The sequence below is a fragment of the Pontibacter toksunensis genome, from assembly GCF_042686245.1.
Lineage (GTDB): Bacteria > Bacteroidota > Bacteroidia > Cytophagales > Hymenobacteraceae > Pontibacter > Pontibacter toksunensis.
Genome location: NZ_JBHUOX010000012.1, coordinates 70,289 through 88,915 on the forward strand (window position 1 = coordinate 70,289; position 18,627 = coordinate 88,915).

Genomic DNA, 18,627 nt, shown 5'->3' on the forward strand with positions numbered 1-18,627 from the left:
AGACACTTACAGCTCTTGCTTTCCAGATCCGGTCAGGCTAATTTGATGTGAACCCTAGAAGTTAAAGCTACAACCCAGCACTACCAGATGACATTGTAAAAAAGTAGCAGCATAAAAACCCGGCACTTCGGCTAAGGCCTTCCTCCTGGCACAACATACAAAAAATACCCTTCCATACTTCCCTCCCATTACGCAAGAAACACTTTGCATCGGAAATATCAAACATTACTGGCCTCATATTTGTATATACAAAAGTGAGGCTCCAAAGAAACAATCACGACTTCTGGTATAAATCACAGATGTACGGCGGCCCCAAACTCAAACAAAACGACATCATAACTAATGAATAGAATACCTACAACTACATACTTTCCATACTTTATATTTACCCTGCTGTTGCTGCTGGCGCCCTTCCTGGCAACCGCTAGAGCCACTAATCAAATCACTGCAGTAAATACCGCTCCTGCTTCGGGTCCAAACGAAAAAGCAAAATTCGACAGTGATTATGTTCAGCAATATATCAGCAGCGAAAGAGCATTCAGGCCTCACCTCGGCCTGGTGAAGCAGTTTTACAAGGATCGGGATTTTCAGCTGGCCTGGTTTGATGATAACGAACTGGTGCCACAAGCCGATAAGCTGATGGAGGCAATTAATAAGGCTAACAAGGAAGGTTTAAGCCCAAAGGATTATCAGATAAAGAACCTTCGGGAAATGTTCCGTGAATTTGCCGCCTTACCTGCATCAGATAGAACCAAACAGCAAAAGAAGCAGGAACTGGATATGGCCCTTACTGCTTCTTACTTCAACTATGCCTCTGATTTTTATAAGGGTGCCGTGGACCCCCACAGCGTTGCAGCGATTGAATGGGAGGTAAAGCGGAATAGAATTAAGCTGAACAAAGCGCTGGAAACAATTCTACAGGAAAGAGAAAGCACTTATCCTTTCTATGAATTTGAGGCCCTGCACGAGGGGTACCAGCGGTTGCGCCAAGCCCTGGTGCAGTACCGCGACATACAGCAGCGCGGCGGCTGGTCTACAGTAATAGGCGAGGGAATTGTAAAGCCCAATGACACAGCAAGAGTAGTGGTAGATGTACGGAAGCGCCTGCTGCCGCAGCAGAATGTGAACCAACCGGATTCTGCGCTTTTCATTTATGACGCGCAGGTAGTGCGTGCCGTTGCTGATTTCCAGAACAGACACGGACTGGTAGTAGACAGTGTACTGGGGCCGCAGACCTACAAAGCATTGAATGTGAGTGTAGACGAGCGCATCGACCAGATAGTGCTGAATATGGAGCGGTGGAGATGGTTGCCAAAAGATCTGGACCCGAATGGAGAAGATGAACGCTATATCATTGTGAATATTCCTGCCTATCGGGTTTCGGTGATGGAGAACGGAGAGGAAAGGATGCGCATGAAAGCCATCGTCGGGGAAACCATGCACTCTACTCCTGTATTTAGCCACCAGTTACAGTATCTGATGTTCGCGCCTTACTGGAACGTGCCAAACAGCATTGTGGAAAGCGACATAAAGCCTCATCTGCAGCAAAACAGAAACTGGCTGCGAAGCCGGGATATGGAAATGGTAACGACTTTCGGTCCCAATGCCCGCCGGGTACCGGTGAGCCGGGTTAACTGGAATACCATGACACAGTATAACTTTGATTACCGCATCAGGCAGCGCCCGGGCCCGAACAACTCACTGGGGCGGGTAAAATTTATGTTTCCAAATGAGTTTGCGGTGTACCTGCACGACACACCTGCCGACCATTTGTTTAATGAGAGAGACAGGGACTTTAGCCATGGTTGTGTGCGTGTAGAACGCCCCGCTGATTTGGCGACGTACCTGCTGCAGGACAAGCCTGGCTGGAACAGAAGCCGCGTATTAAACGCCATGGACTCCAAAACCCAACAGCGCGTAGACCTGGAGGAAAGCGTACCGGTGTACCTGGTGTATTTTACTACCTGGGTAGAAGACGACGGGACAGTCCATTTCAGGGATGACCTCTATGGCCACGACAATGCCCTGGCACAGCAGTTATTCTAAAATAGGGAATAAATGAGGCAGCACTTTAACATTTACACCCCCTGCATATAGCCAGTACTCTAAATCAGCAAAGGCAACATCAGTAAAGACGCGATAAGGGCCACTGAATCCGGTGGCTTTTGCGTAACTTCATTTTTTGCCTCGCATAGAAATGAATCGCTTTTTATCTCAAGAGAAATCTGTCCAGTTACTGCAACAGCTACAGCATGCTTCTTTTTCTACTGTATATGACCTGGAGAAACACAGGATAATAATGTTAGACGATGCTGGAAATGACCAGGTGTATTTCAGGCTGCCCATCGTGGTTCCTCCTCCCGGCACAACTTTAGCCACCGGCGAAGAAAGGCTGAATTATGTCATAGTGCTGATACAGGCGGGGAACTGTGCCCTGGGTTATTTCGAAAATGGCATCAACTTGGATCATAAAGTATTCCGCTCTTATATGGTGCGCAAGAAACAGGGAAAGAGCCAGATCAAATACCTTAAAACCAAAGGTAAATCGAGGGCCGGCTCCAGGGTGCGTTTAAGCGAAACGGTCGAGTTCTTTGAGAACATTAACGAACGACTGCAGGAGTATTTTTCAGAAAACGAAATTCACCGCATTGCCATCAGTTGTTCTAAAACGCTTATCCCCTACCTGTTCAACTCCAGGATTTCTACACCCTTCGATAAACGCGATCCGCGCCTGTACAAAATACCCAAACACGTCCATACCCCCATCTACGAAGTGATGCTGGAGGCAAACAGATTCCTGCTTCGCGGTGAACTGATCTATGAAGAAGCGCAGCAACCGCTGATTAATACTTTACTGGGCGACGAATATTTTTCAGACAATGGAGATGCTACAGATTATTTGTCCTCTTAAGAAAAAGCAGGTGCCCCTGCGTTGTTCCTTTGTTACGTGCAGTTTCTTTTGAATAGATACCCTACCTGCATGGTCAGCAGTTAAACCACTACAGACTCAGCAGCTGATAAGTTTAAAAAGATGTAAATCTGGCAGGCGCTGTACTACCGTACAAGGAAGGAAAAGACGCAGCAGCCTCTAAACAAGCCTGAAGTTCATCAGCAAGATTCCTTTGCCGGTCCGTATTCTTTACTCAAACCGGACCGGCAAAGGGATTTTTAGATGCTGTTCAGGTAGAGAGCCTTGGGACTTGTGTCATTCTCCATCAGGCATACCACTCTCCTTGTTTTTAAATTCTTCCCGATTCTGAATCCCGGTGCTTCTGCAGTTCCAGTAAAACACCGTTTTCCGGCAGCGCCAGCATAGGCATGTTCAGGCTGTGAAGCAGCTTCGAAGAGACACTGCTGTGCGTTAGATTCTCTAAGTAATTCCTGTTGAGTATGGTGAAGGCAAGAAGACTTGTCTCGTGTGCCTTCACATAGTTAGAAATACCCTCCGCTATATCATCGTTTCTTACTTCTACAAAATGAATGTCAGCCTTAGGGAACTGCTTCATCAGGCCCTCTTTGATATAGTTATCATCTATGTAATCAGGCTGCTTGTCATTCTTCACGTGAAGAAAGGTTAAGGTAGCATGAAATAAATCTTTCAGTTGTATCAACTGCATGGCAGTCACCTGATCACCATTCTCAAAGTCGGCAGCATACACAATATGTTGGAGAGGCTTCATGATACCATTCTCCGGTAGAACTAAAACAGGACATATACCACCCTTCGCTATAGCTTCCGCTGTTGTACCGAATATCCTCTTTTTCAACGTCTTTCCACCTGCGGTTCCCATTACCACGAGCGAAACACCATATTCATCAATTGCCTTTAGAACCTCTTCTACTGTATCTCCCTCCCGCAGTATTGTCTCGGGCACTGCAGCAGCAGGGTATGTTATTCTGGCCAGGAAAGAATCCATCTTCTGCTGTAATTCTCCTTTACCTTCCTTCTGCTTGTCACCTGTCAGCCCAGACAAAAAAGAGCCTTTGTTTTGAACATGACACGCTATAACGTTTGCGCCTGACCTTTCTGCCAGTCCGGAGGCATATTCCAACGCTCTGAGGGAATTATCTGAAAAATCAACCGGAACTAAAAAGTTTATCATATCTTTGATATCTAGTTGAATTTTTATCATTTATTTATCTCACATACGAAGAACTTCCGAGAAAGGTACCAGAAATACAGCAGTTTAGAACATCCACTATAACCTCCTTTTCCAAGATCCTGTATTGCGTTAGCTACAAGTTGGATAATTTTAATGGGTTATACGGCAGCTTCCTTTACCCTACGCTGAAAGCAGAACCGATACAGAAAGGCTTTTGAAGTTCTGGAGGAATGAAAATTTTAAAGTTTGGAATAAACTTAAATAAATCAACCTGTTCCTAACAATCATCGTTTGATTAATACCACCTCTACCAAGCAGCACAGGTACCACCCGAACCTATTATCAGTTAATGACTAAAGCCGCAACTCCTCTGCCACAACTGCTCCAGCTATTCGAAACTGTACCTGACCTCTACCTGATACTGTCACCCGATTTTACCATTCTCACAGCGAGCAACGCTTACCTGAAAGCTACCCTCACAGAACGGGAAGATATACAAGGCAAGTCTGTTTTTGATGCATTCCCGGAAAACCCGGCGCTGGCTCAATCCGATTCTACGACAAGACTGAGAGACTCACTTGAATGGGTTCTCCAGCACAAGCTAACACACCAGCTAGGCCATATACGGTATGATGTTCCGCAGCCGGAGCCTTCCGGTGGTTTTGAGGAGAAGTACTGGCACGCTTCTCATACCCCTGTTTTTGACAGTGAAGGCGACATCCAGTACATCATTCAAAAGGTGGTGGATAATACAGAACTGTATAAAAGTGAATTACGGTTAAAAGATTATTCGCAGCAACTGGAGCTACTTTCCGGGCAGCAGGCAGTAACGAGTGCGGAGCTGCTTACTGCCCGCAACGAAGCAGTACTGCAACGGGAGAAACTGTACAACATTTTTATGCAGGTTCCGGCGATGATCTGCATTTTAGATGGGCCAGACCACGTGTTCAAGCTGGTAAACCCACCCTACCAGCGAGTGGTTGGCGACCGCCCACTGCTGGGAAAACCTATTGCAGAGGCTATGCCCGAGCTGCAAGGGCAGCCCATTTTCGGGCTGCTGGACCGGGTATACCAGACCGGCGTCAGCGTTCACGCACATGAGATGAAAGTGCAGCTCGACCACGACAACACCGGCGGATTGGGGAATAATTTCTACAACTTTACTTATCAGCCTATCCGAAACCTGGAAGGCGTTGTTGACAGCATACTGGTGTTCGCCTATGAAGTAACTGATCTGGTAGAATCACGGCTGAAAGTGGAGCAAAGGGAGAAAGATCTTCAATTGCTTAACGAGCAGTTGGCAACAGCTAACGAAGAAATAAGGGCAGCGAATGAGGAGCTTTCTGAAACGCACCTCGCACTTCAGGAGCTAAATCACGAACTGGAGGAGCGGGTAGCGGACAGAACGAAACAACTACAGTCTTCTAAAGCCGAAACCGAAGCCAAGCGCAATCTTTTGCACAATCTGTTTATGCAGGCCCCGGCTCCTATTGTCATACTGGATGGTCCTGATATGGTCTTTGAGCTGGTCAATCCCGCTTATCAGCAAATTTTCCCCGGACGGGTGTTGCTAGGTAAAGCCCTACTGCAGGCTCTACCGGAAATAGCAGGGAGTCCCATACCAGGCATCTTAAAGAAGGTTTACCAAACTGGTGAAAACTTTGTCGCACAGGAACTGCCCCTGATGCTATCGCGTCATGAGGGTGCGCCCCCGGAAGAAATATACTGGACCTTTACGTATCAGGCGCGCCGCAACGAGAACGGAGACGTGGATGGGGTGCTGGTATTTGCGCATGAAGTAACCGAACAGGTTAAAGCCCGCCAGGTTGTTGAACATAATGCCAAACGTATGCAACTTATCACCGATGCCCTTCCCGTGCTGATAGGTTACCTGGATAAGGAAGAGCGGTACCAGTTTACGAATCAGGCATATGAGGCATGGTTTGGCACAGATCCCAACAACCTGCTGGGTCGCCCTATAAGGGATGTGATTGGTGAAAAGGCCTACCAGGGAGTGAAAGGCTACATAGATCGGGCGCTGGCCGGAGAACGCCTTGACTTCGAAAGCAGAATGCCTTACTGGGAAGATTTCGTGAAGCATATCCGCACCAGCTATGTCCCTGATATCCGGCAGGGCGAAGTGGCAGGTTTTTATTCCTTGGTAAGCGACATAACCGAGCAGGTAGAAGCACGTCAACAGATTGAAGAAAGGGAAAAAGAAGCCCAGGCTCTCGCCAGTGAACTCAAAGCAGCCAACGAAGATTTATCCAGGTCTGTTGAGGCCTATAAAAGTTTGTCACAGGAACAGCAGCAATTGGTTGCTTTGGTAGAAAACAGCTCAGATTTTATTGGCCTTGCCACCCCTGAGGGCAAAGGCCTCTACATCAACCAGGCAGGCCTTGATTTGGTAGGGCTGGAAAAATCGCAGGTAAAAGAAGTGAGCGTTGTTGATTTCTTTTATAAAGAGGATAAGTCCTTTGTAAGTGAATTCATCCTGCCCATCCTGCTAGAAAAAGGAAGTTGGGCCGGAGAGCTTCGCTTTCGCCACTTCCAGACCGGGGAGAGCATTCCGGTTTATTATAACTGCTTTTCCATAAAAGACCCGCAAACAGGAAAACTTTTAGGCCTGGCAACCATCACCATAGATATCACGGAACGTAAGGAACAGGAGGCAGAGCTAAAGGCACTTACTACAAAACTAGCCAGAACAAACGAGGATCTGCGAACGGCCAATAAGCAACTTACACGCACAAACGTTGACCTCGATAATTTCATCTACGCAGCATCACATGATTTGAAGGCTCCAATCTTTAACATAGAAGGGCTCCTGCAGATTCTCATCGATTCCCTGCCACCTGACACGCTGGCCGCTCAGGGCCTGGAGGAAGTAAGGGATATGATAGAGCACTCTATTACCCGTTTTAAACGCACCATCGATCACCTGACGGAAGTGACAAAGCTTCAAAAGGAAAACAACCAGGACGCCGTGGTGGTGAAAATTTCGGATGTGATAGAGGAAGTGAAGCTGGATCTGGCGCCACAACTGAATGCAATGAATGCCGAACTGGAAATTAAAGTGGATGGCTGCTCCCAGATTTGTTTTTCAGAAAAAAACCTGCGCTCTGTGGTTTACAACTTAATTTCCAATGCAATTAAGTATAGTTCCCCGGAACGGAAACCGAAGGTACAGGTAACCTGCAGTAAGGAAGAGGACTATGCTGTACTGTCTGTACGGGATAATGGGCTGGGCATGGACCTAACGAAAAAAAACAAATTATTTTCGATGTTCGGGCGCCTGCACGACCACGTGGAGGGTTCTGGTGTAGGCCTCTACATGGTAAAGAAGATTGTGGAGAATGCCGACGGCCATATAGAAGTGGAGAGTGAGATTGGCGTTGGCTCTACCTTTAAAATATACTTTAAAACCTGAGCAAACGCGATTGTCGTGCTGAAATGAGGCAGCATGCAAAGCTGGAAATCCTGAAAATGTCCGGCTTTCGGAGTAGAAATAACGTCCGATGATGCTGTCCCTTTCCTTTCAGCCAGCGGTAAGGCAGGTCTTTAGAGAGGCACAAAAATGCAGGCGCAAAGTGCATACAGGCTACACCGGGTTCTCAGGCTTTCTTGCTCTTTCTATAGATCAGGATGCAGCAAAGGAGGTATATCTCCCCTGCTGTAATGCCTACCTATAGGCCAATCAGGAGGTTGGCCTGCAGGATGGACTCCTCAAGCCCTTCGATACCAACAACATTATTCCAGTAGCGCCATTCAGAACCGAAAAATACCTTTCCTAACTTTCCCCAGGTGTTCCCCAAATCCAGGAGAAGCTGTGGCTGTGTCAGGTACTGTGTGCTTCCAGGGCCACGGTCACCTATGAAGTCCATGAAGCCACGAAACCGCAGGCGCACCTTCTCCGAAACAGGTAAAGGTATATCCCAGCTTGGTGTGAACTGGTAGGTTCCGTCATACTCCTCGCCATGTTGCTTGTAGTAGTAGGTTTCAAGCTGCAGCAGACCAGAACCAGGAATCCTGAATTTAAAGGCAGGGCCTGCAGTGTAGGCGAAGAAGTCTTCTGAGCCTCCGAACAAAACGTTCATACCACCCGATAACAGTACATCGCTGATGGGTCCCAGCTTAAACTCACGTCCGGTGGCGCGGCTGAGGCTAAGTTTAGGGTACCACTCCATATACATATTGGGGCTCGCCAGGCTCACGTTGTTGTACAGGTCCGCGAATACAAACTGCTCCAGAGCCCTGTAAGAGCCAAAATGCTCTACCGTAACGGTGGCCAGCTCACCAGACTGCTTTAAGTTCCGGCCATAGAGCAGCTGCACGTTAGACCCACCCTGGTAAATGACCTGCGCCTCTGCCTTCCGGTTAAAGAGCAGCATGAGGGCCGAAAACAACAGCAATACAAAAGACTTTTTAAAGGTAAGTCTTACCTGAGCGGTAGAACCTGATGGCATAAAAATAAAATTAAGTAGAAAAGCATTAGCAAGCCGCAAAGGTAAATCCTTGTTACATAAACTGCTATTACCTGCACACTTTTCGCTTTCTCGCTGATAAGAATAAATTAGCTGAGCTTAATTTCTTCACGCATAACATAAACAAATCAGCAATTCGTTGTAAATTTACAAACCGTATAGCAGGTAAGCCATACCCTACTCTTACAATATGCCCTACCTCCCTGGGGTTGATCAGCTACATAAAAAGCACTTAGCATCAGAAACAGCTTTCTTCTTTGAGCCCTGAAAAAGGAGATCTGTGTATTATTACAAAGGTAAATAACCCAACTAAAAAGCATCTCTATGGAAGATAAGGAAAAACAAGGCAGTCCATCCGGATCCTTTGTGGAACGGATAGCCGAAAAAATGAGTGCTGCAGCCAATGCAAAGCGTATTTATGGTGAGCCAGTGGAACGCAATGGGGTAACAGTTATACCTGTTTCAAAAGCTGCTTACGGCTTTGGCGGGGGAGCCGGCACAAAAGCGGGAGAAGAAGGCTCAGGCGGAGGCGGTGGCATGGTGCTGACGCCTGTCGGCTACATCGAAATAAAAGAGGGTACAACAAAATTCCGCCCTATCCAAGACCCTCAGACACTGATCAAACTCTTTGCTATTAGCGGTGTTGCCGTCCTGCTAACCGCCCGGAGTATTACAAAAATATTCCGCAGGTAAGGGAGCAACAAGGAAGAACATCAAATTTGGCAACGCCTCATTTCAGTAGAAACCAAACCTCCTGGTTCCGCCTCCTGCTAATGCCTGATGATCTTGCCGTCCTCCATTTCAATGATACGGCCGGAGTTTTCAGCGAAGCTAGGGTCGTGGGTAACGATGAGCAGGGTCTGGTTGTGTTCTTCCGCGAGCTGCTTAAAAATATCAAACACCATTTCGCTGTTTTTAACGTCGAGGTTGCCGGTGGGCTCATCGCCCATGATAATATGCGGGTCGTTAATGAGGGCCCTGGCTATGGCTACGCGCTGCTTTTCGCCACCAGAAACCCTGTAAGCCAATTTGTTTGCAAGGTGTTCTATTCCCAGCATCTTCAGCCGTTCCAGTGCCCGATGCTCCACCTCCTGCTCGCTATGCTTGTTTAACTTGATGCCAGGCAGCATCACGTTCCGGAGCACCGTAAACTCGTTCAGCAGGTAATGGAACTGGAACACAAAGCCAATCTTCTCATTCCGGATGCGCGCCAGAGCTGCATCCGACTTCCCGCTCATGGATACTTTGTCAATCAGCAGCTCCCCTTCGTAATCGGTATCCATGGTTGAAAGGATGTACAGCAGCGTAGACTTACCGCACCCTGATTTGCCGATAACTGATACAAACTCCCCCTTGTTAACAGTGAAAGTGATGTCCGTGAGCACCTGCACTGTAACAGGGTCATAAAACCTTTTATGGATGTGCCTTGCCTCCAGTATGATGTCCTGCATTTTACTTGCCTCTTATTATTTCAACAGGGTCTACTTTGCTGGCCTTGCGTGCAGGAAAAAATCCGGCAAAGTAGGTGGTAACTAATGAAAAGGAGCAACCTATAAAGTAGTAGATAGGGTTATAGTTAACCGGAAATGTTTTAATGGTTGGCAGCGCTGCCGTGTTGAACGGAATATTATCGATGACAACAGAAAAACCAAAACCTATCACCAGTCCCACAACTCCTCCGAAAAACCCGATACTCAGGGCGATCACCAGAAAGATCCTGTTCACGTCGCTTCCTGAGAAACCGGTGGCTTTCAGTATAGCAATAGAATCCATTTTTTCGTAGATCATCATGTTCAGGATATTGAATATCCCAAAGCCTGCTACAATAAGCAAGGTAACCCCTACCGCATATGAAATCATCGACCTGATATTCGTGCCTGTTTCAAACTGTGCGTTGGCTGCTTTAATATCCTCTGCATCAGTATCAAACAGCTGCGCATACTCCTTTGCTACGGCTGGCGCCGTTTCCAGGTCCTGCAGTTTTACCTGCAAATCGGTGAAGTAATTGGCAGGCTTGCCCAGGAGTTTCTGTGTGGTGCTAATGGAAGCATAGCTCTGCACTTTATCGTACTCCTGTATCCCCGACTGGAAGTAGCCGACTACCTTCAGCGAAAACCGCTCGCCCTGCGCAGTCGTTACCTGCACCACATCCCCTATATCTGCGACTAAAATTTCAGCCAGCCCTTTGCCAAGTATGATACTGTTCGACACATTTTTGGCATCTATGGCGGAACCCGATGTCACATAGTCCCGGAAGTTAAACAGCCTGCTTTCTTCCTCCACATCAACCCCGTTGATTACGCCGGTTATATCAATTGTGCCTTCATTGAAGAACACCTGTGCACTTAGTTTCGGAGATACCCCCACTACACGGGGATCGTCTTTCAGTGCCTGGATAATGGGGCCGCTGTTGTAGATTTCCTTGCGGCTTATGCCAGACTTCACAGAACTGATAAAGTTGTAGGAATCCTTAAAACCGGAAGCATTGTTTATCGGCTGGTTCTGGCTGGGCTTTATTTCGTTGTACAGGCGCACGTGTGGTGTCCTGTTCAGGATCAGGCCGTCCAGCATGTCGTTGAGGCCGTTCATGAAACCCAGCAGTGTAATGAACATGGCAATGCTGAAGGTTACTCCAACAGCAGCCACCAAAGTTTGCCGCCACCTGGCCAGCAGCAGCGACTTTGCGATGTCTAAGATGAGCTTGCTGTTCATTGGGCAGGTTTCACAATTACGTCCTCCTTCGTCAGGCCATCCAGAATTTCCACTTTATGATAGTCTTTTAGGCCGGTGCTTACCTTCACTTTCTCATCGTTTTGCTTCAGCACATAGGCTCCGTCCAGCAGGTAATCGCGTGGTATAGTAAGTGCTTTTTCTTTCGCCTGTATCAGGATATTGGCCTCCGTGGTGAGGTTCGGGTACAGCGCAGGTGGTGTGGTCACAAAACCGGCTTCTACGGTAAAAGACCTGGTTCTTTCGTTCATGGCCGGGTTTACCTTTGTTACTTCGGCTTCGAACACCTGCCCTTTGTAGCTGTCCAGGTTCAGCAAGACACGCTGCCCCGGCTTAATGCGGGAAATATCATACTCATCTACCTGCAACTCCAGGATAAACTCATCTGCATCACCAATCACCGCCACCGGACTCTGCGGACTCACCATTTCGCCTTTCTCTTTCAGCACATCGTATACCCTGCCATCGGTTTCGCTTTTTACCAGGTAGTCGTTTGTTCTGGCCTGGCTGATTTGCAGGTTTTTCTGTGATTGCCTTTCCGCAAAGTTAAGTTGCCTGTTCAGGTCGTTGTACCGGAGTCGGGCTGTATTATAGGCTGTTGCGGAGTTTTTATAGTTGAGCTCTCTTTGCTCCAGCTCTACCCGGGTGCCTATCTGGTTTGCCCACAGGTTGCGTTGCCTTACCAGGAGCAGCGAATCGTTCTGCTTTTTGCTGCGAGCCAGATTAATGTCTTCCTGCAGTTCGCCCAGTTTGTCTTCGTTCGCACTGACACGGGCATAGTCAGCGGCAAGCCTTGCATTCTCGGTACCCAGCCGGGCAGCCTCATTTTCCACTTTCAGAAGCGGGTCACCTTTTTGCACCACGTCTCCCTCGGTTACCAGAATCTGCTGGATAATGCCATTAACCATCGGGTAAACCTGGTACTGGTTTTTACTTTTCACTACCCCCGATGCATACACAGACTCTGAAATATCCTCTACTGTGGGTTGTGTTTTTTCCTGCTCCCCTTTGCAGGAAACCAACAGCAATATGCTCAGGACCAATTGCAGGTATAATCTCATAACATGAAGCTTAAGCATTTTGGAAACAGCATGTCGGGCGGTGCAGCAGCACGCAAATATAGTTGGAAAAGCATAAAACCTTTGTTCAGACCTGCGCTGCACATAGTCTAAAAATAATAAATTATAGATCAAATTGCACAAAAAAGAAGCGATGGAAAAGCCATTGCAGCAGTCCGATAAACAATAGCTTTCGAATCTAAATAGGTTTGAAAATGCCGCGCCTTTTAGACCCATCATACAAATATAGAACTTGCTACAGGTGCTTGTAACTGATTTGTAACAGCTTAAATTATGATTTATATCATTTCGCCGGCACAACAATTTGATCAACTTTGTAAAGTAACGTCCTGAATTATAAAATTTAATTTTTGTGATATGGCATCAAATACGCAGTATCCATTTGAGGGAAAAGTAGCTTTGGTAACAGGAGCATCTTCCGGTATAGGTAAAGCCACTGCCCAACAGTACGCGCAGGAAGGCGCTAAAGTAGTTGTTTAGGACATTAAAGAAGCACCGGGAGAAGAGGTGGTGGAAGAAATAAAGCGCAACGGTGGGGATGTTTTTTTTGTGAAAGCCGATGTTGCGCGCCCCGAGGATTGCCAAAGCATGGTGCAGCAGACGGTAGCCCAATATGGTCGCCTTGATGTTGCCTTCAACAATGCAGGTATCGGCGGGGAGTCTAACCCAGTAGGTGATATGAGTATTGAGGGGTGGAACAAAGTAATAGCGGTAAACCTGAGCAGTGTGTTCTACTGTATGAAATACCAGATACAGCAGATGCTGCAGAACGGGGGTGGCGCCATTGTCAATAACTCATCCATACTCGGCCAGGTAGGCTTTGCAAACGCTGCAGCCTATGTGGCGGCCAAGCACGGAGTGGTGGGGCTTACCAAAAGCAGTGCATTGGAGTACTCCTCTAAGAATATACGTGTGAACGCGGTTGGCCCTGCTTTTATTAAAACACCGCTCTTATCTGATGCGGGAATGACAGAAGACACGTTACAAATCTTAGCCGGCTTACACCCCATTGGCAGGCTGGGAGAATCAGAAGAAGTAGCTGCACTGGTGGTTTGGCTGAGCTCTGACAAAGCCTCTTTCGTAACAGGAGCCTACTATGCCGTAGACGGTGCCTACCTGGCGCAGTAAACTTTTAAGGCGGGTGATAACTTATTTCTATGACGTCCTAACCTCTTCCATCTGCTGGCCTTACCGATACATTCTGGCAGCCTCTCCTTATAGCCTTTTAAACACAACAACGGAAAGGGGCTGAGATACTATTACTGACAGTCTACGGCTCGTTTATCTCATAAGACAACATGAATACGCTTCAAGAAAAACCCTACACCGGCATGCGAGTGAGAGAAGAAAAGACAACAGGCAGCAAAGCTTTGCAACCCGGTAAACAATACCCCTGGCACAGCATGACGCCCGGGGAGGTGATGAAACTGCTGCACGTGACACCGGAAGCAGGCCTCACCGACGAAGCCGTAGCAAAGCGCCGAGAGCTGTATGGCCGCAACATCATGACCAAGACAAAGCAGCAGAGCGCCTTTGTCAGGTTTATGCTGCAGTTTCACCAGCCGCTAATCTACATTCTGCTAGCTGCCACAGTGGTCACCATTCTCCTGGAAGAGTACACCGATGCCATTGTCATTTTTGCGGTTGTCTTCGTCAACGCCATCATCGGGTATGTGCAGGAGTCGAAGGCACTGGAGGCCATTGATGCCCTGGCAAAGAGTATGACAGCCAGGGCGCAGGTAATCCGCAACGGCCAAAAGCAGGACATTAATGCGCAGGAGCTGGTGCCGGGAGATATTGTGTTTGTCCAGTCGGGGGATAAATTTCCTGCAGATGTTCGCATGGTGCACGAGCGCGACCTGAAAGTGGATGAGTCGGCCCTTACAGGAGAATCAGTGGCGGTAGAGAAAAATGCTGCTCCGGTAGCTCCGGACGATGTACTGGGAGACCGCCTGAGTATGGGCTTCTCCTCTACCATGGTCACGTACGGGCATGGCAGAGGTGTAGTGGTAGCCACAGGAGATAATACCGAAGTAGGAAAAATTCAGCAATCTATTTCAAGGGCACAGGACCTGGAGACGCCCCTCACCCGAAAAATAAAAGAGTTTAGCCACCTGCTGCTATGGGTTATTCTGGGGCTTTCTGCTGTTGTTTTCGCCGTAGGCCTGCTGCGTGGCGAAGGTATAGGCGAAACCTTTATGATGGCTGTAGCACTCGCAGTGGGTTCTATACCGGAAGGTTTGCCTGTAGCCGTCACCATTATGCTGGCGTTGGGGGTATCTAAAATGGCGGCACGCAGGGACATTATACGGAAGCTGGTAGCTGTGGAAACGCTTGGCAGCACCAACGTGATATGCTCTGACAAAACAGGCACCCTCACCGAAAACCAGATGACGGTGCAGCAGATAGTAGCAGGAGGCAAAACTTATACCTTGACAGGGCTTGGCTATCGCCCGGAGGGCGAGATACTGGACGGAGAATCACAGGCTGACCTGACCTCCAACCATGCATTGAAACAGTGCCTGAAGGCCGGCATGCTCTGCAACGACAGTAACGTGAAGGAAAAAGAAGGCTTATGGACCATAGAAGGCGATCCCACGGAGGGTGCCATGGTGGTAGCCTTCCGCAAAGCAGATTTTGACGTAAGGGAGCTGGAACACAAACAACCCCGCCAGGATACCATTCCATTTGAGTCGGAGTACCAGTACATGGCTACACTGCATGGTGGCAACCGGCCTGTTATATACTTCAAAGGCTCGGTGGAGGCGGTGCTGGAGCGCTGCAACATGGCCATGCAGGCGAACGGTGAACTTAGTCAACTTGACAAGGAGGAAATAAACAGGCAGGTAGAGGAAATGGCAAGCGAGGGGCTACGTGTATTAGCCTGTGCCATGGCCGAAGCACCTGAGGGAACAAAAGATATCACCCACGAACACACCAAATCAGGATTGATATTCCTGGGACTGCAGGGCATGATTGACCCGCCGCGCCAGGAGGCGATAGAAGCAGTAAAACTGTGCCAGAAGGCCGGCATAGATGTTAAAATGATAACGGGCGATCATGCCATTACCGCTGCGGCCATTGCCACCCAGATTGGCTTAAAAGGCAGACAGGAAAACGGTAAGCTGGTGGCCATTACAGGCAGGGAGCTACAGCAGATTGGTGACCGGGAACTTGAAGAGGTAGCGGAGCAGACTTCTGTTTTTGCCCGTGTGTCACCGGACCAGAAGCTTCGGCTTGTGAAAGCGCTGCAGGCCCGCAACAGAGTTGTGGCCATGACGGGCGACGGTGTGAACGATGGCCCAGCACTGAAGCAGGCTAATATTGGAATCGCCATGGGTATAACCGGTACCGAAGTAGCCAAAGAAGCATCAGATATGGTGCTTACGGATGACAATTTCTCATCTATAGAAGGCGCCGTAGAAGAAGGCAGAAGTGTCTTTGATAACCTGACAAAGTTTATTGTCTGGACGCTTCCCACCAACCTGGGCGAGGGACTTATTATCCTGGTGGCTGTAATTTTGGGAACCCAGCTTCCTGTTCAGCCCGTGCAAATTCTTTGGATTAACATGTCAACAGCCGTATTGCTGGGGCTTACGCTGGCTTTTGAACCCAAAGAACCAGGCATTATGGACCGCCCTCCACGCCCCACCGGAGAACCCATCCTTACAAGAGACTTGATAATGCGCACGTTGCTCGTAGGGTCGCTCATTATGATGGCCGGATTCAGCCTGTACCTGTACGAGATAAAGCAGGGCGCCAGCACAGCAGAGGCCAAGACAGTAGCCACCACGGTTATTGTAGTTATGGAGGCGTTTTACCTGCTGAGTTGTCGTTCTCTCGTGAGGCCGATTCTGCAGATAGGTTTCTTCACTAACCCCTGGGTCTATTATGGTATTGCGGCTATGTTCTTCTTCCAGGCGCTGTTCATCTACCTCCCTCTCCTGAACACAATGTTTCATTCCAGCCCTTTGGACGCAATGCAGCTTCTACGCATCTTTGGTGCTGGTGTAATGCTCCTGCTGATTGTTTCAACTGAAAAGACCATCCGGTTTCGAATACTTACCCGTAAAGCCGGCACATCTGCATAATACTTTCTCAGCATTGAAGTGATTATAATGATAGGTGCTTATAAAGATGTTATATGTCCTCCTTGTAGGATAGAGGGATGAGAAGTATAGGAGAGTAAGAATAAAAAGGCGTCAGTCTTATTTAGCTTACAGTCTAATTTCGAACAGGAAAAAAGAAGCACAGAAAGAATGCTACTTCTAGCGTCCTTTCCGTACTTCTTGAATAATATAACAAAATAAACCCAATGCACTGCAAAGGATTTATCAGCTAATTTTGTTAATCTCTGTCTTTTCTGGAAAAATAGGCTACGGCCGCTGTGACTACAACGGCTCCTATTGCCAGATTCTTTATAAGGCCTGCCCGATTGTGCTTCCACTCTGCGTTCATACCTCGTTCAGCCCAAATATTGGGAGCATGGCCGCGCTTCAGGTCGTCAATAATACCTTCAACCACATTCACCCTGTCGGCAAGCAGCAAGGGTAACCAATGGCCGAAACTGCCTTCTCCGTACTGGAAAGCATAGCGCCGGAGCATGCCACTCAATCCCGTCGGCGGCATAGACGTGCCAAAAACAGCCGTCACATTTGGGCGTTCAATAGAGTGCAGCACTTCTATATCTACCGGTTGTAACGGCGGCCTATTCCAGGAATAACCCTTGTTTTCCTCGTTGCTGCGTTTTCTCATCGGGTAGGTTGGGTCATTCTTCGGATCTGCATCTATGCCCCAGCCTTTTATATGAGAGTAGTCTTTAGGCATAGCAGGAGCATCGATTCTCCAATCTTCTATATTTGCGTTTTCTTTAGCTTCGTTATTCATAATAATCCTCCTTTAGATTCTTGCTGATGGTGGAATAAGAACTGGCTTGATACAATTGTCCAGCTTGTCAGAAAAAATGCGGTAAGCATCGGATACCTCCTCCAGAGGGAAGTGATGCGTAATCATTTCTCTCGGGCTGAATATGCCGCTTTGCACGTGCTCAATCATTTTCGGCAGCAGGCGCTTCACTGATGCCTGATTTCCACGAATGGTAAGGCCTTTATTCATTGCGTTACCTATCGGTACCAGGTTTAGTGTAGGACCATATACCCCTACAATAGAGACAATGCCGCCTTTTTTCGCTGAGTTGATAGCCCATTGCAGCGCTGTGGCAGAACCTGCCTGCATGAGTGTTTTACGGCCGGTAAAAGTTTGCATGGCACTACCAGCAGCTTCGGCACCAACTGCATCAATACATACATCAGCGCCAAGGGAATCAGTCGTTTTCTTCATGAACACCACCGGATCTTCTATCGACCTGAAGTTATAGGCCTCACATTGCGCAAACTTACGCACAAAATCAAGCCTGTACTCTTCCTGGTCAAATACAATCACGCGTCCTGCTCCAAAAAGCCAGGCGCTTTTTGCCGCCATAATACCTACCGGGCCTGCTCCAAATACGGCAACGGTATCTCCCTTCTGGATGCCACCCATCTCTGCTGCCTGGTATCCTGTCGGCACAACGTCCGTCAGCAGTACGGCATCATCTGGGTGCATATCACTTGGTATAACGGTAGGGCCTACATCGGCATATGGAACACGTGCATATTCTGCCTGGCCACCATTATAGCCGCCGGCAATATGGGAGTAGCCAAAAATACCGCCTACAGCAGTAGCCTGCGGATTGGCTTCGTGGCAATTACCATAGAGCTCCTGCTTGCAAAAGACACACTGTCCACAGGCTATGTTAAACGGCACTATAACCTGGTCTCCTACTTTGAGTTTGTGAACATCTGGTCCTATCTCCTCCACCACTCCGATGAATTCGTGGCCAAAGGTCTCCCCTACACGGGTATCAGGCACATTTCCGTTATATAAATGCAAATCAGACCCGCAGATACAGGAGCGGGTAACCCGAACAATGGCATCCTGCGGATGCTGTATTTCGGGCATAGGTTTGTCGCGATCGAGGCGGATCCGTTGTGGTCCGCGGTAGTTCATTGCCAGCATAAGTTTGTTTTCTTCATGTTTAGTAAGACAAATTAAGTTTCAGATGCGCTACATTTCTGCCTTTGTTCCGAATTTGGATCAAGTGATTGTATCGCATTAATGTAGGTACTTGTCTGTATAGTCTAAGTTGCAGGAACAGAGACAGGAGACTATAAATACGTATTTATACCATAT

At 48.0% G+C, this 18,627-nt stretch carries 12 protein-coding genes and 1 pseudogene; 6 read left to right on the forward strand and 7 right to left on the reverse strand.

Annotated features, from left to right (window positions below; genetic code table 11):
- Positions 1–342 precede the first annotated feature (342 nt).
- Together ACFS7Z_RS16065 and ACFS7Z_RS16070 are read left to right on the forward strand one after the other, a co-directional pair.
- Positions 343–2,046 (forward strand): L,D-transpeptidase family protein, encoded by a 1,704-nt coding sequence (locus tag ACFS7Z_RS16065; RefSeq protein WP_377486591.1) that lies wholly within the window; start codon positions 343–345, stop codon positions 2,044–2,046.
- Between the two features lie 253 nt (positions 2,047–2,299).
- Entirely contained in the window at positions 2,300–2,911 is a 612-nt protein-coding gene (locus ACFS7Z_RS16070; protein WP_377486594.1) for a hypothetical protein, read from the forward strand.
- Between the two features lie 328 nt (positions 2,912–3,239).
- Here the strand turns inward: ACFS7Z_RS16070 and ACFS7Z_RS16075 are convergent, their stop codons facing one another.
- A complete protein-coding gene (locus tag ACFS7Z_RS16075; RefSeq protein WP_377486597.1) occupies positions 3,240–4,103 on the reverse strand; it encodes a universal stress protein in 864 nt (287 codons plus the stop codon).
- 349 nt (positions 4,104–4,452) lie between these two features.
- Between ACFS7Z_RS16075 and ACFS7Z_RS16080 the strand changes: the two genes are divergently transcribed.
- Positions 4,453–7,533, forward strand: coding sequence for a PAS domain-containing protein (locus ACFS7Z_RS16080; RefSeq protein WP_377486600.1), 3,081 nt, complete (start codon positions 4,453–4,455; stop codon positions 7,531–7,533).
- A 256-nt stretch (positions 7,534–7,789) separates the two neighbouring features.
- Here ACFS7Z_RS16080 and ACFS7Z_RS16085 read toward each other — a convergent pair whose 3' ends face one another.
- Positions 7,790–8,569, reverse strand: coding sequence for a hypothetical protein (locus tag ACFS7Z_RS16085; RefSeq protein WP_377486603.1), 780 nt, complete (start codon positions 8,567–8,569; stop codon positions 7,790–7,792).
- A 342-nt stretch (positions 8,570–8,911) separates the two neighbouring features.
- On the opposite strand from ACFS7Z_RS16085, the gene ACFS7Z_RS16090 reads away from it, so the two are divergent.
- Positions 8,912–9,280 carry a spore germination protein GerW family protein gene (locus ACFS7Z_RS16090; protein ID WP_377486606.1) on the forward strand — a complete coding sequence of 123 codons (369 nt, stop codon included), beginning with the start codon at positions 8,912–8,914 and terminating at the stop codon, positions 9,278–9,280.
- Between the two features lie 77 nt (positions 9,281–9,357).
- Here the strand turns inward: ACFS7Z_RS16090 and ACFS7Z_RS16095 are convergent, their stop codons facing one another.
- From ACFS7Z_RS16095 to ACFS7Z_RS16105, 3 genes are read right to left on the reverse strand one after another with little or no spacing between them, the layout of a single operon-like run.
- Positions 9,358–10,038 (reverse strand): ABC transporter ATP-binding protein, encoded by a 681-nt coding sequence (locus tag ACFS7Z_RS16095; RefSeq protein ID WP_377486609.1) that lies wholly within the window; start codon positions 10,036–10,038, stop codon positions 9,358–9,360.
- A gap of 1 nt (position 10,039) precedes the next feature.
- Complete coding sequence (locus ACFS7Z_RS16100; protein ID WP_377486612.1) at positions 10,040–11,299, reverse strand: ABC transporter permease; 1,260 nt, start codon at positions 11,297–11,299, stop codon at positions 10,040–10,042.
- The gene (locus ACFS7Z_RS16105) at positions 11,296–12,378 is read right to left on the reverse strand and encodes an efflux RND transporter periplasmic adaptor subunit (protein ID WP_377486616.1); all 1,083 of its coding nucleotides are present in this window, start codon (positions 12,376–12,378) and stop codon (positions 11,296–11,298) included. Before ACFS7Z_RS16105 ends, ACFS7Z_RS16100 begins: the two co-directional genes overlap by 4 nt.
- 375 nt (positions 12,379–12,753) lie before the next feature.
- Between ACFS7Z_RS16105 and ACFS7Z_RS16110 the strand changes: the two are divergent.
- A pseudogene (locus ACFS7Z_RS16110) lies at positions 12,754–13,524 on the forward strand (glucose 1-dehydrogenase).
- Positions 13,525–13,694: 170 nt separating this feature from the next.
- On the forward strand, positions 13,695–16,487 hold the full coding sequence (locus tag ACFS7Z_RS16115) for a cation-transporting P-type ATPase (protein WP_377486619.1): 2,793 nt from the start codon (positions 13,695–13,697) through the stop codon (positions 16,485–16,487).
- A 256-nt stretch (positions 16,488–16,743) separates the two neighbouring features.
- Here ACFS7Z_RS16115 and ACFS7Z_RS16120 read toward each other — a convergent pair whose 3' ends face one another.
- Together ACFS7Z_RS16120 and ACFS7Z_RS16125 are read right to left on the reverse strand one after the other, a co-directional pair.
- Positions 16,744–17,223, reverse strand: a complete 480-nt coding sequence (locus ACFS7Z_RS16120; protein ID WP_377486848.1) for a hypothetical protein — start codon at positions 17,221–17,223, stop codon at positions 16,744–16,746.
- Between the two features lie 72 nt (positions 17,224–17,295).
- On the reverse strand, positions 17,296–18,453 hold the full coding sequence (locus tag ACFS7Z_RS16125) for a zinc-dependent alcohol dehydrogenase (protein ID WP_377486622.1): 1,158 nt from the start codon (positions 18,451–18,453) through the stop codon (positions 17,296–17,298).
- Positions 18,454–18,627: the final 174 nt, after the last annotated feature.

Coding starts and splice junctions, on each gene's coding strand:
- ACFS7Z_RS16085 (WP_377486603.1), bottom strand. CDS start 8,569: ATGCCATCAGGTTCTACCGCTCAGGTAAGACTTACCTTTAAAAAGTCT.
- ACFS7Z_RS16115 (WP_377486619.1), top strand. CDS start 13,695: ATGAATACGCTTCAAGAAAAACCCTACACCGGCATGCGAGTGAGAGAA.
- ACFS7Z_RS16095 (WP_377486609.1), bottom strand. CDS start 10,038: ATGCAGGACATCATACTGGAGGCAAGGCACATCCATAAAAGGTTTTAT.
- ACFS7Z_RS16090 (WP_377486606.1), top strand. CDS start 8,912: ATGGAAGATAAGGAAAAACAAGGCAGTCCATCCGGATCCTTTGTGGAA.
- ACFS7Z_RS16105 (WP_377486616.1), bottom strand. CDS start 12,378: ATGAGATTATACCTGCAATTGGTCCTGAGCATATTGCTGTTGGTTTCC.
- ACFS7Z_RS16065 (WP_377486591.1), top strand. CDS start 343: ATGAATAGAATACCTACAACTACATACTTTCCATACTTTATATTTACC.
- ACFS7Z_RS16075 (WP_377486597.1), bottom strand. CDS start 4,103: ATGATAAACTTTTTAGTTCCGGTTGATTTTTCAGATAATTCCCTCAGA.
- ACFS7Z_RS16070 (WP_377486594.1), top strand. CDS start 2,300: ATGTTAGACGATGCTGGAAATGACCAGGTGTATTTCAGGCTGCCCATC.
- ACFS7Z_RS16100 (WP_377486612.1), bottom strand. CDS start 11,299: ATGAACAGCAAGCTCATCTTAGACATCGCAAAGTCGCTGCTGCTGGCC.
- ACFS7Z_RS16125 (WP_377486622.1), bottom strand. CDS start 18,453: ATGCTGGCAATGAACTACCGCGGACCACAACGGATCCGCCTCGATCGC.
- ACFS7Z_RS16120 (WP_377486848.1), bottom strand. CDS start 17,223: ATGCCTAAAGACTACTCTCATATAAAAGGCTGGGGCATAGATGCAGAT.
- ACFS7Z_RS16080 (WP_377486600.1), top strand. CDS start 4,453: ATGACTAAAGCCGCAACTCCTCTGCCACAACTGCTCCAGCTATTCGAA.